The following is a 15,624-nucleotide window of genomic DNA, read 5'->3' on the forward strand; positions in this document are numbered from 1 at the left end:
GGCAGTCTGGGGCGAAGCGGCGGACTCACGGATCGCGGGAGGCGATCACGATCTTGCGGACGATCCGTTCCGGCTCGGGCCGGGTGAGGTCGATCGATAGGAGGCCGTTGGCGAGGTCGGCCCCCATCACTTCCATGCCGTCGGCGAGCAGAAAGGTCCGCTGGAACTGGCGCGCCGCGATGCCGCGGTGGAGGAATTCCTTGGTCTTCTCGTCCACCTGCCGTCCGCGGACCACCAGGTGGTTCTCTTCCAGCATCACGTCGAGTTCACCCTGCGTGAAGCCGGCCACGGCCAGCGTGATGCGCAGGCGTTCCGGCCGGTCGGCGGCCCGTGCCACGCGTTCGATGTTGTAGGGCGGGTAGCCGTCGCTCGCCCCCTTGGCGACACGGTCGAGGGCCTGCTCGATCTCGTCGAACCCGAGCAGGAACGGGTGTCCGAAGGGCGAGGGACGTGTCGTCACGCGATAGGTCCTTGGCGAAGCCCCGGGAACGATCGTGGGGCACTTCGAGGGTCGGAGCCCGCTTCACGCAGCGCTCCTGTCCGCCAGCGACAGCGGCTGTCCGCGATATGGATGCGGACCGGAACGCCATCAAGGGTTTGCCATCCTTGACGAAGTCGAAGCGGGATCGACCCCGGGGGCGGCACCCCCGGCACTCCGACCTGCGACGAGATTTCGGGATGATTCGGCAAGTGTATCCGGGATGATCCGGCAGTCGGGAAGGCTCGCAGACGACGTTTTGCCTGGCGCGGTAACAGTTTGGAACTGCTCTCATTTTCAGGCGTCCCCTTGATCACGGCCCGCGGCTTCGGCTAATCCCGCCAGCGACCCGAGACGCCGGCCAAGCCCCGGAGGGGTGGGTCGCCGCGACGATACGTCGGCGCTGACGCCAGCGAGTGTCGCCCGGCGCGCACAGCCGTTTTGAGAGGCCGGCCTTTGCGGCGCGGGTCGCCACCGAGGAAGCCAGGATCGACATGCCGTCCGCTTTGCCGCTCACCGGGCCGAAGACTCGGCCGACCTCATCGGCCCGCGATCGGCGTCGGATGGCCGTTCCGGTCGTCGCCCTCGGCGTCGTGCTGGCCGGGCCGGCCGCGGCGCAGGAGACGAAGGGTGCACCCCTGAAGCTCGAACTCAACCGGCTTGAGCCGGCGGGAGACGCCTGCCGGACCTACCTGATGGTGGACAACAGCCGCGGTACCGCGCTGAAGTCCCTCAAGGTCGACCTTTTCGCCTTCGATACCGAGGGCGTCGCCCAGAAGCGGCTCGCGGTCGAGCTCGGCCCGATCCCGGATCGTAAGACCGTGGTCCGGCTGTTCGATTTCCCGGGGATCGCCTGCCCCAAGATCGGGCGGGTCCTCCTGAACGACGTGCTGGCTTGCGAAGGCGCGCAGGCGAGCCGCGAGAGTTGCCTTGAGCGGATCGAGCCCGAGAGTAAGGCAGCGGCGGCCTTCGCCCGCTGAGGCCCGACAACCGTCCGCCCCACGGCCGCCCGGCCGCGGGTGCCCCGTCATCGAACCCGAGGGACCCTCATGGACCCGACCCACGCCCCCGTCGAGATCGCCCACGATCTCTCCTTCCTCGGCCTCTTCCTCCAGGCCGATCCGATCGTGAAGGGCGTGATGATCCTTCTGGTCGTGGCGTCCGTCGCCTGTTGGACGGTGATGCTGGAGAAGGTGGTGCGGTTCGCCGGCGCCAAGCGACAGGCCAAGGCATTCGATGCCCTGGTGCGTGCCAACGGTGCGTTGGAGACCGAGGGCCGCGGCCTCGCCCGATCCGTCACCAGGGCGGCGGTGGAGGCCTGGCGCGACCAAGACACCAGCGAGACCCGCGCCGAACGGCGCGACCGCATCGAGCGGGCCATGCGCGCCGCCCTCACCCTCGACATCAAGCGGTTGCAGACTGGCCTGCCGCTCCTGGCCACCGCCGGCTCGACGGCGCCCTTCATCGGCCTGTTCGGCACGGTCTGGGGCATCATGAACTCGTTCTCGGCCATCGCGAAGAGCCAGGACACTTCCCTCGCCGTGGTGGCTCCCGGCATCGCCGAGGCGCTGTTCGCCACCGCCATCGGCCTGATCGTCGCGATCCCGGCGGTGATGGCCTACAACAAGCTGACGAACGACCTCGGGCGCATCCAATCCGCCTTCGTGTCGAGCATCGGCATCCTCGGTAACCGTCTGGCCCGCGACAGGACCGTGCAGGGCCGTGCCGCCGCCGCGGAATAGCCGCGCCTCGCTTCTCAGACCGAAGCCGCCCCCAAGACGGGCCCGGCTGCACCGCCTCATTCCGTTCAGGGAAACACGACCATGGCGATGGGTTCGATCCGCGCCTCCGGCGGCGACGACGAGGACGGCCTCGATTCGGCGCCGATGTCGGAGATCAACGTCACGCCGATGGTGGACGTGATGCTGGTGCTGCTGATCATCTTCATGGTGGCGGCCCCCCTCATGACCACCGGCGTGCCGGTGCAGTTGCCCAAGACCACGGCCGCCAAGGTAGCGCAGGCCAAGAAGCCCCTGGAGATCTCCATCGACAAGGACGGACAGCCCTTCCTCGCCAAGGAGTTCCTCAGCGCGGAGGCCATCCTGCCGCGGCTGCGGGCGCTGGCCGCCGAGGACCCGAGCCAGGTGATGCTGGTGCGCGGCGACCGCGACGTGCCCTACGGCAAGATCATGGAGGTGATGGGCCTCGTCGGCCAGGCCGGGTTCACCAAGGTCTCGCTGATCGCCCAGTCGCCTGGCGGCCCGCTGCCGACCGTGCCCGCCGGGGCGCCGCGATAGCCCGATGAGCCTGTCCACGACCGCAGACCAGCCCGGCGGCGGACCGTCGGGGCTCGGCCCCGCCTTTCTCGTTGCATTCCTGCTGCACGCGACGGCGCTGGCGGGGCTGGCCTATTACGCGCCGCCCCCGTCGGCGCCGCCCGGCGAGAACACCATCACGATCGATCTGGCTCCACAGATGACGGAGGCGGATTCGCAGGCGCCCGCCGATCAGGCTCAGTCCGATCCGCCCCCGGCGGAGACCGAGCCCGTGGAGGCGCCGGACGCCACGGTGTCGAGCGCACCGCCCGATACGATGGCGATCGCGCCCGAGGACACGACGACGGCCAAGCCACCGGCCGAGGCGACGATGGCCGTTCCCACCGAGGTCGAGCCGGCGGCCCCGGCCGAGTCCGCGGCCGCGGCACCGCCGCAGGAGCAGGTCGTCACCTCCACCGCCGAGGAGGCCGCCCCGATCGAGGCACCGCCCGAGGTGGTCGCCGAGACCCCCAAGCCACCCGAGCCCCCTAAGCCACCCGAGCCCCCCAAGGTGGTGGCTCAGCCCAAGCCGCCCGAGCCGCAGCGGCCCAAGCCGACGCCGCCGGACCCGGCCAAGCTCGAGGCGGCGCGCCAGGAAGCCAAGCGCGAGGCCAAGCGCATCGCCGAGCGCGAGGCGCGTCGGAAGGCCGAGATCGAGGCCAAGCGCGAGGCCAGGGCCAAGGCGGTCCGGGACGCCGCCCGCGAGACGCGCGATCGCAGCGCCGAACCGAACACCGCCCGGGGCGCCCAGAACTCGGCCTCGGCCTCCCGCCAGAGCAGTGCCGGCGCGGCCGCGGGCGGCAACGATCCGAGCGCACTGCGCGCCTGGCAGGGTGCTCTCAGTTCGGCGATCCACGGCCGGATGGACAGGAACGCCGCGGCCGGTACGGCCGGAGGCGTCGCGGTGGTGCGCTTCACCGTGACCCGGTCTGGCCAGGTCACCAGCGCGGGGCTCGCCCGCAGCAGCGGGGTCGGTCCGATCGACAGCGCGGCGCTGGCCACCGTGAGGGGCTCGCTGCCGGCAGCCCCCGCCGGCGTCTCAGTGAGCAGCCTTGCGGTGACGGTGCCCCTGCGCTTCAGCCCCGGCCGGTGACGGCCGCCGCATGGCGACCTGGTTCACCAGCGACACCCACTTCGGCGACCCGCGCATCCTGCGGATCGACCGGCGGCCGTTCCGGGACCTGCCCAGCCACGACGCGGCGCTGATCGCCAACTGGAACACGGTGGTCTTGCCGGACGACGAGGTCTGGCACCTGGGCGACTTCGCGCTGGGCCCCGACAACGATGCGGTGGCCGCCCTCCTGGCGAGCCTGAACGGAACGAAGCACCTCATCATCGGCAACAACGACGGGCCGGGGACGCTCGCCGCTCCGGGCTGGGACTCGGTCGCCCACTACGCAGAATTGACCGTCGACGATCGCCATTTGGTGCTGTGCCATTACGCCTTCCGGACCTGGAACCGGATGGGCAGCGGCGTCATCGACCTGCACGGGCATTCGCATGGCAAGCTGAAGCCGGCGCCGAGGCAATACGACGTCGGGGTCGATGCACAGGGCTTCGCGCCGGTGCAGCTCGCGACGATCCTGACCTCGCGCCGACACAAAGCTGCGCCGCAAAAACCGGCGGAACCTTAACCGGCGACCGGCCGTTTCAAGGCCATGAACGGGAGATGACTGCCGGAAACGCCGGCGGATGTATCTCCGATCAGATCTTCACTTCTCGTCAACCATCGCAAGGTTGTCCCGATGCGTAACACCATCACCACGGTGCTCGTCGCCGCGACGGTCTTCGTCGGCGCGGTCGGCCCCTCCATCGCCCGCCCCTCCTGTGCCGAGGGCGAGCGCAAGGTCGTCGAGGCCAACGCGCTGCGCTATCAGGCCCGGCAGGAGGCCCGCATCGGCGATCGCGGCCGGGTTTGCGACACCCTCGACGAAGTCGGCGACCGCTACGCCGAGGCCCGCGACGCCTTCGAGGATTGCGGGGCCGATGTCGTCGCCATCGACCTGCGCAGCGAGTCCCGCGCTCTCAGGATCGCCAAATCCGTCAACCGCTGCGACTGACGCGTTCGGGTGCGGCCACGCACCGCGATCCCGTCAGAAGTTGTCCACAGTCTCCCTCGACAAAGCCCCACGACCGGTCATCCCGAAAGCCAGCCGTCATGAAGACCATCACCTCCTCCAGCGACCTCGCCATGCTCACCAGCGATGTCGATCGCACGCAGACCGGCCCATCCCTCGCCGCTGCGATGTGTGGCTTTCTCAGCACCACGGTCGCCACGACCATGCTGATGTTTCTGCTCAGCGCCTACTGATACGATTATCGGGTAATGCGAGCGGGAGCCGCATCGCCCAGCCCGTGCGGCGCCCGAGCGACGTCCACATCCTCGGCGTGACGCGAAGGAACGGATTTCGGATGAGAGGAGGGTCGGCATTCCCGGCCCTCGAACCGGGCCGTCGAAAATGAGCCGGGCGACGGTGTAGAAGAGCGGCTCAGTGCGGCGCCACGAACCAGAAGCGGCGCCGCGAGAACAGCATGTCGGTCTGGCCGACCGTCGCCTCTGCCGTTCCCTTGCCCGATGAGGGAGCGCAGGGGGCCTCAGTCCGCTGAGGGCCCGCTGCCAGGGTCAGTGCCGGCACCGCCGGAACGAGGCCGAGGCGCTGCTGTACTTCCGGATGACGCGCCGCCGCGATCGTCGCGATGCAGGCGATCAATCCGCCCGCGATCGTCCCCAGGATAAAGTTCATCATGCCGGCGTGGGTCCCGAGTCCCGTCGCGACAGGCCAGCGCGCGGATTCCGCCACATGCCTTTGCCGAGTTTCCCGGCGGCATTGCGGCAGGACGGCGCTGACGGCAAGACGGTACCCACCGTCACGATGCCCAGCGGCGGCGATTACCGGGTGTTAACACAAGACTGTCTAGCTGACGCCCCGCGATCCGGAATCGGGACCGCGCCGCCGCAGCGAGGACCACGATGAGTTACGGTGCCAGTGCCTACGCCAAGGTTTCCCGGACCGCGATGACCCCGCGGGAGGCCGAAGCCGCCGTCCTCATCAAGGCCGCCGGCCGGCTCCAGGCCATCCAGGGCGACTGGACAAACCTGTCGGGCGGGCTCAGCGAGGCGCTCAACTTCAACCAGAAGGTCTGGACGATCATCGCCGGTGCGGCCACCGCTCCCGAGAGCCCGCTGCCAGCCGACATCAAGACCAACATCGCCCAGCTGTCGGTGTTCGTCTTCCGCCGGATGATCGATACCCTCGTCGACCCGAAGGCCGAGAAGCTCTCGGCGCTGATCAACATCAACCACCAGATCGCCGCCGGCCTGCGCACCTGATCCACACGCCGATGGCGTCCGGCGGTCGATGCGAGCTTGGGCTCCGTTCCGCACGGTCATCGTCTGCTCGGTCGAAAGCGTCGTCACGAGAAGGTGGATTTCGTCGACGAGATCGGAGACTCGTCGCGGCCGCCCGCTGCGCGTTCGTCATGGGCCGTGGCGACCCGGGACCTGAGCCCGCGACGCCGAACCGGCGGTTCGGTCAGCCGACCCGTGAGGATGGCCGGGTCGGGGGATTTGACAAACGACCGCGCAAGCCCGACCCTTGGGTCGTTCCGAGGGGAGCCCGTGCCGGGCTGAGATTGGGCTTCTCGCCCTGACCCTTGAACCTGATCCGGTTCGTACCGGCGGAGGGACGGGAACGAGACGGCGCATCGGGCTTCTATGGACCCTGTCGCCGCGCCGCCTGATGTCGTCGACGAATGCGGGTCGCCTCCAGCGCCAGGAGCCGCCCCCATGAATGCACCCGTTCTTCCCAAGGATCTTCCCCAGCGCCAGCCACAGGCGGTGACCACCGGACCGATCGTCGGTTCGCGCAAGGTCTACGCAGCGGTCGCGGGCCACCCCGAGATCCGGGTGCCGTTCCGCGAGATCGGGCTCAGCGATCCCAAGGAGGCCCCCGTCCGGGTCTACGATCCATCGGGCCCCTATACCGAGACGGATGCGCGGATCGACCTGAACCAGGGTCTGCCCGGGGTGCGCGAGCCGTGGATCGCCAAGCGCGGCTACGCCACGGTGACACCGCGTGCCGTCAAGCCAGAGGACAACGGCTTCGTGCCCGAGGACAAGCTGGTCGCCCCCTGCCCGGCGACCCGCGAGATCCGCAAGGCGGCGCCCGGCCAGATGGTGACGCAATACGAGTTCGCCCGCGCCGGGATCGTCACCGAGGAGATGATCTACGTCGCCCACCGCGAAAACCTCGCCCGCGAGACCATGCTGGAGGGCGCGCAGGCCGCGCTCAGCGACGGCAACAGCTTCGGCGCCGCGTTGCCCGCCTTCATCACCCCCGAGTTCGTGCGCGAAGAGGTGGCACGGGGCCGGGCCATCATCCCGGCCAACATCAACCACCCCGAGGTGGAGCCGATGGCGATCGGCCGGAACTTCCTCGTCAAGATCAACGCCAACATCGGCAACTCGGCCGTGACCTCGTCGGCGGCGGAAGAGGTCGAGAAGCTGGTCTGGGCGACCCGCTGGGGCGCCGACACGGTGATGGATCTGTCGACGGGCCGCAACATCCACAACATCCGCTCCTGGATCGTGCGCAACTCGCCCGTGCCCATCGGTACGGTGCCGATCTACCAGGCCCTCGAGAAGGTCGGCGGCGACCCGCTCAAGCTCGACTGGGAAGTCTTCAAGGACACCCTCATCGAGCAGGCCGAGCAGGGCATCGACTATTTCACCATCCATGCCGGCGTGCGCCTGGCCCACGTGCCGCTCACCGCGCGCCGCGTCACCGGCATCGTCAGCCGCGGCGGCTCGATCATGGCGCGTTGGTGCCTGGCCGGGCACCGCGAATCGTTCCTCTACGAGCGCTTCGACGAGATCTGCGACATCATGAGGGCCTACGACGTCTCGTTCTCGCTCGGCGACGGTCTGCGCCCCGGCTCTATCGCGGATGCCAACGACGCGGCCCAGTTCGCCGAACTGGAGACGCTCGGCGAACTCACCAAGATCGCCTGGGACAAGGGCTGCCAGACCATGATCGAGGGCCCCGGCCACGTGCCGATGCACAAGATCAAGGTGAACATGGAAAAGCAGCTCACCGAGTGCGGCGAGGCGCCGTTCTACACCCTGGGGCCCCTGACCACCGACATCGCGCCGGGCTACGACCACATCACCTCGGGCATCGGTGCCGCCATGATCGGCTGGTTCGGCTGCGCCATGCTCTGCTACGTCACCCCGAAGGAGCATCTCGGGCTGCCCAACCGCGACGACGTGAAGACCGGCGTCATCACCTACAAGATCGCGGCCCATGCCGCCGACCTCGCCAAGGGCCACCCGGCGGCGCAGCTGCGCGACGACGCCCTCAGCCGTGCCCGGTTCGACTTCCGCTGGGAGGACCAGTTCAACCTCTCCCTCGACCCGGACACGGCGCGCGCCTACCACGACGAGACCCTGCCCAAGGACGCCCACAAGGTCGCGCATTTCTGCTCGATGTGCGGGCCGAAATTCTGTTCGATGAAGATCACGCAGGACCTGCGCGCCGAGGTGCTGGCGATGGAGGCGGCGGGGCAGGTGCTGGGAGAGGCAGCCTCCTTGAGCGAGGCGGAGCGCGAGGCCGGCATGGCGGCCAAATCGGCCGAATTCCGTGAAGAGGGCGGCAAGCTCTACGTCGACGCGGCGGAGTAGTCGTCGCGGTCGGTTCGAGGGTGTTCGCGCATCCTCGAACCCATCACCGAGGCATGATGCCCGTTCCGAATCCTTAAAAATCGACGCCTTCTTGTGTCGGTTTCTTCAGGGTGCCCCCGCTCATCTGTTCGTGCGGCGCGCATCTTAAGGTTCGATTCAGGAGCCCCGTCGTTTCTGGTTGCATGCCGCGACCGGCTCAGGAGGGCGGGCGATGAATATTTCCGAGGTGACGGCGACGACGCCGATCAGAACGGCGGCGCCGGCACCGGTTGTGCCCGTCAAGGCGGCGGATGCGCCGGCAGCCGCGCCGCTCCAGCCCGCCGTGCGGCTGGACATCCGGCCGATTTCGAACCCCGCCTCACCGGTTGCGGAGAACCGGCCGGTGGAGGTCGAGGCCGAACGCACCGAACGGCGGGTCACCGTCGACCAGGACACCAAGACCCTCGTCTACCAGCTGGTGGACCCTGGCTCCGGCGATGTGGTGGTGCAGCTGCCGGACCCGGTGGTACTGAAGGCCAGGGCCTACGCCGCCGTGGCGGCCGCCCGCAGCGAAGTCGGCGAGCGACCCCTCGACCGGACCGCCTGACACCGACCCCTCGACGCGAAACGGCCGGGGCTTCGCGCCCCGGCCGTTTCGCCATGTCGTGTCTCGGAGGTTGCGGACGACGAAAGGGCCGCCGTGGCCTGCGCCGCGACGACCCGTTCGCTGCCGAAGGGCGGCCGCCCCCGAGGGAGCGGTCGCCCAGGTTGGCTCCCTTAGCGGAGGAGCTGGAGGATGCCCTGCTGCGCGGTGTTGGCGAGCGAGAGGGCCGAGATGCCGATCGACTGGCGGGTCGACAGGGCCTGGGAGTTGGCGGCTTCCTCGTTGAGGTCCGCGTTCGTCAGGTTGGCCGAGCCGGTATCGAGGATGTTGATCAGGTTCTTCGAGAAGTCCTGACGGTTCTGCACCACCGAGAGGTTGGAGCCGAAGGTCGAGGACTGGGCGCGCAGCTGGCTGGTGGCGAGCGTGATGGCCTTCAGCGCGTCGTTGATCTCGGCATCCGACTGGAAGCCGCCGGTGGCCGCGGTCAGGCCGAGGCCCTCGGAGTCGAGCTTGGCGCCTTCGATGTTGAGGCTCGACGAGCCTGTCTCGTTGAAGGTGACCTTGAGGGAGTTCTCGGACGCGTCGGAGCCGCTGCGGTAGAGCAGGTTGATGCCGTTGTAGCTCGAGTCCTTGGCCTGCTGCGTGATCTGGTCGAGCAGGGTGTTGAACTGCTTGGCCAGCGAGGTCCGGGTCGCGTTGGCACCGCTGGCCGAGCCTTCACCCGAGCCGACTTTCGCCGCCGCGGTCAAACCGGCCGTGCCGAAGCCGAGGTCGACACCGGCTGCGTTTCCGACGCTGACTTTCTCCGAGGAACCAGTCCCGACCGTCGTGAAGGTAAGCCGGTTGTCGACGAACGACGCCGAGACCTTCCCGGCAAAACCGGTATCGGCGTTGAGCTGGGCGTTGATCGACGTCGCGATTTCAGCCTGACTCGTGGAAGCGGCGGTCGCACCGTCGGCGACGGTGATGGTCTTCTTGGCGCCGGAACCGAGCTGGATCTCGAAGGTCGGAGAGGTGGCGCCGGACAGATCGATCGTGGCAGCGATCGTCTCGCCGGATACCACGGCGGCCTTCGCACCGTTCGCAGCATCAGATCCGCTCGCCGTCTGCGTCGTGGCGGCGGCACCGGTGCCAAAACCGATGTCGCGGTCACCCGAGACGCCGGTAAGGCTCACGGCGGAATCCGCACCGGTGTCGGTTGCCGTGAACACGATCCGCCCGTCCGTGGACTTCGAGGCGGTGACACCCGACGGCACGGCGTCGTTGGCGAGCTGGTTGTTGATCGCCGTCACGATGGTGTCGGCGCTGACTTTCGAGAGGTCGCTGGTCAGGCCGGCGAGGGTGGTGGCGTTCAGGGTAATCGTCGAGGGAGTGGCGGCACTGGCGGTGCTGCCGCCGGCGACGGTGAAGACCAGGCTGTTGGAGCCCGAAAAATTCTGGGTGCCGTCGGTGGCCGCGGTGCTGCTGCCCTGGTAGCCGACGCCGGCGGTCAGCACGGCTGCGGTGGCGGGGGTGCCGCTGGTGGTCGCGCTCTTATCGGCCAGCGCCTGGTTGGCGGTGGACTTGGCCGAATCGACCAGCTTCTGGATCGAGGTGATGCCCTGGTTGGCGGCCTGGATGGTCTGGACGCCGTTGGAGATGCCGTTGATGAGCGCGCCGAGGTCGCCCGAGCGGCCCGAGAGGGACTGCGAGGTGAAGAAGCTCGTCGGATCGTCGAGCGCCGAGTTCACCTTCTTGCCCGTGGAGAGGCGGTTCTGGGTGCTGGACAGGAGGTCCGCGGTGCCCTGCAGCGAGAGCAGGTTCTGGCGGGTGGCAGCGGTGAGGGTGACGCCTGAAGACATGGTGTGTGATCCATTCTGATCGGTGAGCCCCCTGTTTTGGGAGCCAGGCCAACAAACCACGCCGGAGTTGCGAAGGGCTTAAGCGGCGAGGTCAACAAGAGATTGCAAGCGGCTGCGAATTACGCCCGGTCGCAATGGATCTCTTACTGTTCAGGCACTTGCGCCGGACGCACGAGAGCGATCTTTATCGTTCGTTAACCATAAGCCACGATGGTCCGGCTCCAGCGGAGATCCGGACCATGCCCCTCAAGATCGAACTCAAGCCGTTCGAGCGGCTGTTGATCGGCGGCGCGGCGATCCGCAACGGCTCGCGGCGCTCGAGCTTCGTCATCGAGACGGTCACGAAATTCCTGCGCGAGAGCGACATCATCACCGAGCGCGAGGCCGATACCGCCTGCAAGCGCCTCTACCTCACGCTGACGGTCCTCTACCTCGCCGACGATCCGAGCGGACCGGAGAACCTGTTCGTCGCGCAGGCGAGCGAGGTGATGGCGATGGTGCCGAGCATGGCGCCCTTCATCCGCGACATCCATGCGCAGATCGAGGCGGGCGATTTCTACCGGGCGCTCAAGCGCGGCAAGGACCTCGTGGCCTACGAGGCCAGCCTCGCCGAGCGGCTGTCCAAGGCGCAGCCCGATTCGCCGGCCGACGAGACCTGACCGGGATCGAGGTGCGTCCCTCCCCGGGTAACGGGCGATGGGTGTACCCGCGAATCGCCTGCGCGGTCCGCAGAAGCCCGCTCGCCATAACGTGTGTTGATGCGCGCGGCCGGCGTTTTGCCCAGACCTGTCCCAGTCACGGGGACGTGTGAAGGGACGGGCCGTCTTGGGTCGGCGCGTCGCCCGATCGCCCCTGGCCAGCGTCGGGAGCGTCTCCCATCGAACCGTCACGCAAACTCCGCCCCGGCCTGCCCGCCTCCATCCGGCTCCATCTCGGCGCGTCCCTGCGGGACGTCTATTGCGATGCCGCCTGGACCCCCTCCGAGCGGGTGGTGGCCCTTCTCGCCGAACTGGAGACCGCGCTGGCGCGGGGCTCCGACGAGCGCCTCGCGCAGGAGATCCGCCAGGGCCTGCAGGAGAACATGAAGCTCCTGCACCGCTTCGCCCTGTCGCTCACCAAGAATCCCGGCCGCGCCGAGGATCTGGTGCAGGACACGCTGCTGCGGGCCTGGAAGTACCGAGCCCAGTTCGTGAGCGGCACCAACCTGCCGGCCTGGCTCAGCGTCATCATGCGCAACACCTTCTATTCCGGGCAGCGCAAGCGCGCCAACGAGGTCGAGGACGGCGACGGCGCCTATGCCGCGCGTCTGGTCACCCTCCCCTCCCAGGGCGGACGCCTCGACCTGCAGGACATGACCACGGCGATCGCCACCCTGCCGCCCGACATGGCGCGGACCCTGACCCTCGTGGCCATCGAGAACCTGAGCTACGAGGAAACGGCCAAGGCGATGGGCTGCAAAATCGGCACGGTGAAGAGCCGCCTCTGGCGCGCCCGCGAGCGCCTCGCCGACGTTCTCGGCTACACCGCCGACGAGATCGGCCCGGACGGCCTCGTGCGCTCCGCGATCCGGCACGACACCGACCACGGCGGACAGGCGAGCTTGCGCTCGGTCTGATCGGGAAAGCCGCTGTCGTCGACGGACGTCCGGCGATTGCGTCCACGGGGTCTGATGCCGGTCCGACCGGGCCGTCCGCTGGCGACTGCGGACACCGGCGCAATCCTCACGCGGAGGTCACCGCCTTGTGGGCGCACAGCCAGGTGTCCACGGTCTCGCCCTGGAAGTAGAAGGAGGGTGGACCGACGCGCTTGACGTTGCCCCAGGCTCCCGCGTGGGTTCCGGGCGGAACGTCGGGCCGGCCGTAGAAGGCGTAGGAGACCTCGACCGGCGTGCCGGCGGCCGGCATCGCGACGGGGACGACCCGCACGAGATTGGCAGAGACGGTCACGCTGGCGATCGGCAAGGCCACGCCGCCGACCTTGAGCGCGAAGCCCTTGTCGGCGGCGGCCTCGATCGTCTTGGTGTCGACGGTCCACGAGCACCTCATCTTGACTGGCGGCGGGGGCGCGCGGCTTGCTTTGACCGGGGCAAATCCATAGACCCAAGCCCCACAAAGTGCCGCGAAGCAGATCGCATCTCGGTCGAAGGGGCACAATTGCAAATATGTCCAATGCGACCAAAAGGTGCCTGGTAATTGGCAATTGCCAAGTACAGCCTTTAAAGCATGGATTAACCTGGGTGCTGGATCAAATCGTTGTCGATTCGTATGGTGTACATACGACGCGACCGGCCGATATTAGCGAGATACAGGCAAATTTTATTGCAAATAAGCGCGATTATGCGTTTGTTATCACAATTCCCCTATCTGATAAGTTCGAGGAATTTTCGGCGGCTCGGATCGTCGAATCTTTCTACCCGATCCCGGTCGTTTTTATCACGAATATTGTTTTCACGGGCCTTCACCCTGACGTGTCCTATATTGGCCATATGGGCGCAAGAATACAGGGGCCGCTCGGCGATTATCATAGCCTAATCGCTACTCTGGCCTTTGCGTCCGGATTGCCGGCGAACGAAGCGATCGGTCTTTACCAGCGCGGCGCATACGACGTCCTCGGCTACTTCGACGAGTGCGAAAATTCGTTCCTGGAACTTCGGCGCAGGGAGCAGTTTGTCGACATAGGGTTCGAGCAGGAAATGCGAGGGCTCATTAGCGATGGTGTATGCTTTTTTTCGCATAACCATCCATCTTCTCGTATATTTGTGCCCTTTATCGATAAGATTGCCCATTATCTGGAAAATATGAGATTGGCTCGCAGAAGTGGTTGGCAAATGGACGTCAACACGGTCCCGAATTTTCTAGCAAGTTCGACAATTTATCCCGTTTATCCTGAGATAGCCCGGCACAACAACCTATCATTCGATGGATCGTACTTCTTCAAATCGACGTCTGTTGGGGATAGGCCGGGTCGCGTCTACGGATTGGAGGAGTTCGTGCAGCTGGAGTACGAGGCCTTTTCCCGGGTTCCGAAGGACAAGTTCATGAACCTGCCGGTCATGAAGGATGAGTCTATCCACTTGCCCGTCATCAAGGACTCGCTGGCCAAATTCGGCAACGCGGCGCAGTGGCCCCGGTAATCTGAATCCTGGTGCCGCCTTCGGTTCCGGTGTTCCCGCCGTCCGAACATCCCGTTCGGCGAGAGCATCGATCCTCAGGAGGATGCCGCCGGCAGCCGTCCGTCGTCCGCCACATCCGGGGAATGGCCGCCCTCGATCCGCGCGCCCGTGAGGGTGCCGGCGCGCGCATCCGACTCAGCGGCCGCCGACCCACGGGAGGTCGGGCGTGCCGTCGAAGGTCGTGTCGTTCAAGTCTCCGCCGCCACGGTCGCGAGGGTCTGGCGGGGCGGCGCCCGAGCGAACCCACGTCCGCATCACGACGCGATTAACCGGAAGTGGTAGGCCAGGTTCACGGCATCTTCATCGGCGTGGGTCGCCCCAGGAGCCGGGCGGTGACGAGGCCGAGGCCGAGGGTGACGAGGGCGCAAAGGCCGAGCGAGGCGAACTGCCCGAGAGCCTGGAGCGCGCCGCCCAGGATCGCCACGCCCAGCGCCTGGCCGCAGAAGAACGAGAAGGCGTGGAGCGCCACGGCCGAGGCGCGCGCCGTCGGCGCCACCTCCGTCACCTGCACCTGGAAGCTGTTGTGCAGCAGGTAGAAGCCGAGGCCCAACGCCACGAGGGCGGCGGCATCCACCTGCCAGCGCGAGGCCATCCCGATGACGAGGAGCGCCCCGGCGCAGATGGTCCCACCCGCCATGAGCATCCGCGACAGGCCGAGGTGGCGCACGAACAGCCCGACGCAGGCGGAATAGATCAGGCCGCCGGCGGCGAAGCCCGCCAGCGCCAGCCCGGCCTCGCGCGGGCCACCCTCCCCGCGCGCCTCCAGCAGCGGCGCCAGGTGCGGGAAGATGCCGAACACCGCGATCGCCTCGACGAAGACGGCGGCGAACAGCACCCGCGCCCGGGGAATGGCGACGATGGTCCGGTAGCGCGCCACCGCCTCGCGAACGCCGACGCGCCGGGGCGGGGCGGCGGCGGTCCGGTCGAACCCGAACAGAGCCGCCGCCGCGGCGGCCACCGCGACCGCGGCCGTGATGGCCATGACACCGCGCCAGCCGACCGTCGCCTCGATCAGGCCGGCGAAGGTCGAGCCCGAGAGCTGTCCGAGGATCACAGCCACCAGGAAGCGGCCGATGGCGACCTGGCGGTGCGCGAGGGCGATGCGGTCGCCCATCAGCGCCAGGGCGAGGGGCACCACTCCACCGGCCGCGGCCCCGGCGAGGATGCGCAGCCAGAACAGGCTCGCGATGTCCGGAGCCAGCGCGCAGCAGCCCAGCGCCAGTGCCAGGACGCCGAGGCAGATTGCGACGATGCGCTCCTTGCCCAGGCCGTCGCCGAGCGGCCCCAGCACCGGCTGGATCAGGGCATAGGGCAGCGCGAAGGCGGTGGAGAGCAGCGCCACGGTATGGGGATCGCTGGCGAGATCGCGCGCCAGCACTCCCACCAGCGGCTCGATGGAGCGACCCGCGAAGGTGCTGGCAAAGCCCGCCACCGACAGGATCACGATCAGGCGGGTGGCGGAGGAGGTCGCTGGCGGGGCGGCGGTCATGCGGACGGCGGTCGTGATCGAGGGGCGGGATGGCGCGACCGGGGATGCCGTGAAAGGCGCCGCCCT

At 67.9% G+C, this 15,624-nt stretch carries 18 protein-coding genes and 1 riboswitch; of the genes, 13 read left to right on the forward strand and 5 right to left on the reverse strand.

Annotated elements, in window-relative coordinates; genetic code table 11:
- Positions 1-25: 25 nt before the first annotated feature.
- A complete protein-coding gene (locus tag ASG59_RS01595; RefSeq protein ID WP_056406570.1) occupies positions 26-460 on the reverse strand; it encodes an Hsp20 family protein in 435 nt (144 codons plus the stop codon).
- Between the two features lie 581 nt (positions 461-1,041).
- Here ASG59_RS01595 and ASG59_RS01600 point away from each other — a divergent pair.
- The 7 genes from ASG59_RS01600 to ASG59_RS20860 all read left to right on the forward strand — a co-directional run bounded on the left by ASG59_RS01600 (position 1,042) and on the right by ASG59_RS20860 (position 5,104).
- Positions 1,042-1,458 carry a hypothetical protein gene (locus tag ASG59_RS01600; protein WP_055884348.1) on the forward strand — a complete coding sequence of 139 codons (417 nt, stop codon included), beginning with the start codon at positions 1,042-1,044 and terminating at the stop codon, positions 1,456-1,458.
- A 69-nt stretch (positions 1,459-1,527) separates the two neighbouring features.
- Complete coding sequence (locus tag ASG59_RS01605; RefSeq protein WP_055884352.1) at positions 1,528-2,220, forward strand: MotA/TolQ/ExbB proton channel family protein; 693 nt, start codon at positions 1,528-1,530, stop codon at positions 2,218-2,220.
- 81 nt (positions 2,221-2,301) lie between these two features.
- On the forward strand, positions 2,302-2,775 hold the full coding sequence (gene tolR, locus ASG59_RS01610) for a protein TolR (RefSeq protein ID WP_056284650.1): 474 nt from the start codon (positions 2,302-2,304) through the stop codon (positions 2,773-2,775).
- A gap of 4 nt (positions 2,776-2,779) precedes the next feature.
- Positions 2,780-3,886 carry an energy transducer TonB gene (locus tag ASG59_RS01615; RefSeq protein WP_056406575.1) on the forward strand — a complete coding sequence of 369 codons (1,107 nt, stop codon included), beginning with the start codon at positions 2,780-2,782 and terminating at the stop codon, positions 3,884-3,886.
- 10 nt (positions 3,887-3,896) lie between these two features.
- The gene (locus tag ASG59_RS01620; RefSeq protein ID WP_056406577.1) at positions 3,897-4,427 is read left to right on the forward strand and encodes a metallophosphoesterase; all 531 of its coding nucleotides are present in this window, start codon (positions 3,897-3,899) and stop codon (positions 4,425-4,427) included.
- Positions 4,428-4,538: 111 nt separating this feature from the next.
- Positions 4,539-4,853: a hypothetical protein gene (locus tag ASG59_RS01625; RefSeq protein ID WP_055884363.1), complete on the forward strand. Its 315-nt coding sequence runs from the start codon at positions 4,539-4,541 to the stop codon at positions 4,851-4,853.
- A 98-nt stretch (positions 4,854-4,951) separates the two neighbouring features.
- Positions 4,952-5,104 (forward strand): hypothetical protein, encoded by a 153-nt coding sequence (locus tag ASG59_RS20860; protein WP_200944234.1) that lies wholly within the window; start codon positions 4,952-4,954, stop codon positions 5,102-5,104.
- Between the two features lie 178 nt (positions 5,105-5,282).
- On the opposite strand, the gene ASG59_RS01630 is transcribed toward ASG59_RS20860, so the two are convergent.
- The gene (locus ASG59_RS01630; RefSeq protein WP_055884366.1) at positions 5,283-5,540 is read right to left on the reverse strand and encodes a hypothetical protein; all 258 of its coding nucleotides are present in this window, start codon (positions 5,538-5,540) and stop codon (positions 5,283-5,285) included.
- A gap of 224 nt (positions 5,541-5,764) precedes the next feature.
- Here ASG59_RS01630 and flaF point away from each other — a divergent pair, with 224 nt between their 5' ends.
- The 3 genes from flaF (at position 5,765) to ASG59_RS01645 (ending at position 9,059) form a co-directional block, all read left to right on the forward strand.
- Positions 5,765-6,124, forward strand: a complete 360-nt coding sequence (flaF, locus tag ASG59_RS01635) for a flagellar biosynthesis regulator FlaF (RefSeq protein ID WP_055884369.1) — start codon at positions 5,765-5,767, stop codon at positions 6,122-6,124.
- Positions 6,125-6,392: 268 nt separating this feature from the next.
- Positions 6,393-6,497: riboswitch (TPP riboswitch) on the forward strand.
- A gap of 83 nt (positions 6,498-6,580) precedes the next feature.
- Positions 6,581-8,473, forward strand: a complete 1,893-nt coding sequence (thiC, locus tag ASG59_RS01640; protein WP_055884372.1) for a phosphomethylpyrimidine synthase ThiC — start codon at positions 6,581-6,583, stop codon at positions 8,471-8,473.
- Between the two features lie 211 nt (positions 8,474-8,684).
- Complete coding sequence (locus ASG59_RS01645) at positions 8,685-9,059, forward strand: hypothetical protein (protein ID WP_082494565.1); 375 nt, start codon at positions 8,685-8,687, stop codon at positions 9,057-9,059.
- Between the two features lie 170 nt (positions 9,060-9,229).
- On the opposite strand, the gene ASG59_RS01650 is transcribed toward ASG59_RS01645, so the two are convergent.
- Positions 9,230-10,897, reverse strand: coding sequence for a flagellin (locus tag ASG59_RS01650; RefSeq protein ID WP_056406579.1), 1,668 nt, complete (start codon positions 10,895-10,897; stop codon positions 9,230-9,232).
- A 239-nt stretch (positions 10,898-11,136) separates the two neighbouring features.
- Here ASG59_RS01650 and ASG59_RS01655 point away from each other — a divergent pair, with 239 nt between their 5' ends.
- Both ASG59_RS01655 and ASG59_RS01660 read left to right on the forward strand, forming a co-directional pair.
- On the forward strand, positions 11,137-11,556 hold the full coding sequence (locus tag ASG59_RS01655; RefSeq protein ID WP_056406581.1) for a flagellar biosynthesis repressor FlbT: 420 nt from the start codon (positions 11,137-11,139) through the stop codon (positions 11,554-11,556).
- Between the two features lie 332 nt (positions 11,557-11,888).
- Entirely contained in the window at positions 11,889-12,512 is a 624-nt protein-coding gene (locus ASG59_RS01660) for a sigma-70 family RNA polymerase sigma factor (RefSeq protein ID WP_244472405.1), read from the forward strand.
- Between the two features lie 106 nt (positions 12,513-12,618).
- Here ASG59_RS01660 and ASG59_RS01665 read toward each other — a convergent pair whose 3' ends face one another.
- Positions 12,619-12,942, reverse strand: a complete 324-nt coding sequence (locus ASG59_RS01665; RefSeq protein WP_056406583.1) for a hypothetical protein — start codon at positions 12,940-12,942, stop codon at positions 12,619-12,621.
- 116 nt (positions 12,943-13,058) lie between these two features.
- Here ASG59_RS01665 and ASG59_RS20215 point away from each other — a divergent pair, with 116 nt between their 5' ends.
- A complete protein-coding gene (locus ASG59_RS20215; protein WP_162245426.1) occupies positions 13,059-14,030 on the forward strand; it encodes a WcbI family polysaccharide biosynthesis putative acetyltransferase in 972 nt (323 codons plus the stop codon).
- 328 nt (positions 14,031-14,358) lie between these two features.
- On the opposite strand, the gene ASG59_RS01670 is transcribed toward ASG59_RS20215, so the two are convergent.
- Entirely contained in the window at positions 14,359-15,558 is a 1,200-nt protein-coding gene (locus tag ASG59_RS01670) for an MFS transporter (RefSeq protein WP_056406585.1), read from the reverse strand.
- Between the last annotated feature and the right edge of the window lie 66 nt (positions 15,559-15,624).

It is taken from the genome of Methylobacterium sp. Leaf466 (assembly GCF_001425565.1).
Lineage (GTDB): Bacteria > Pseudomonadota > Alphaproteobacteria > Rhizobiales > Beijerinckiaceae > Methylobacterium.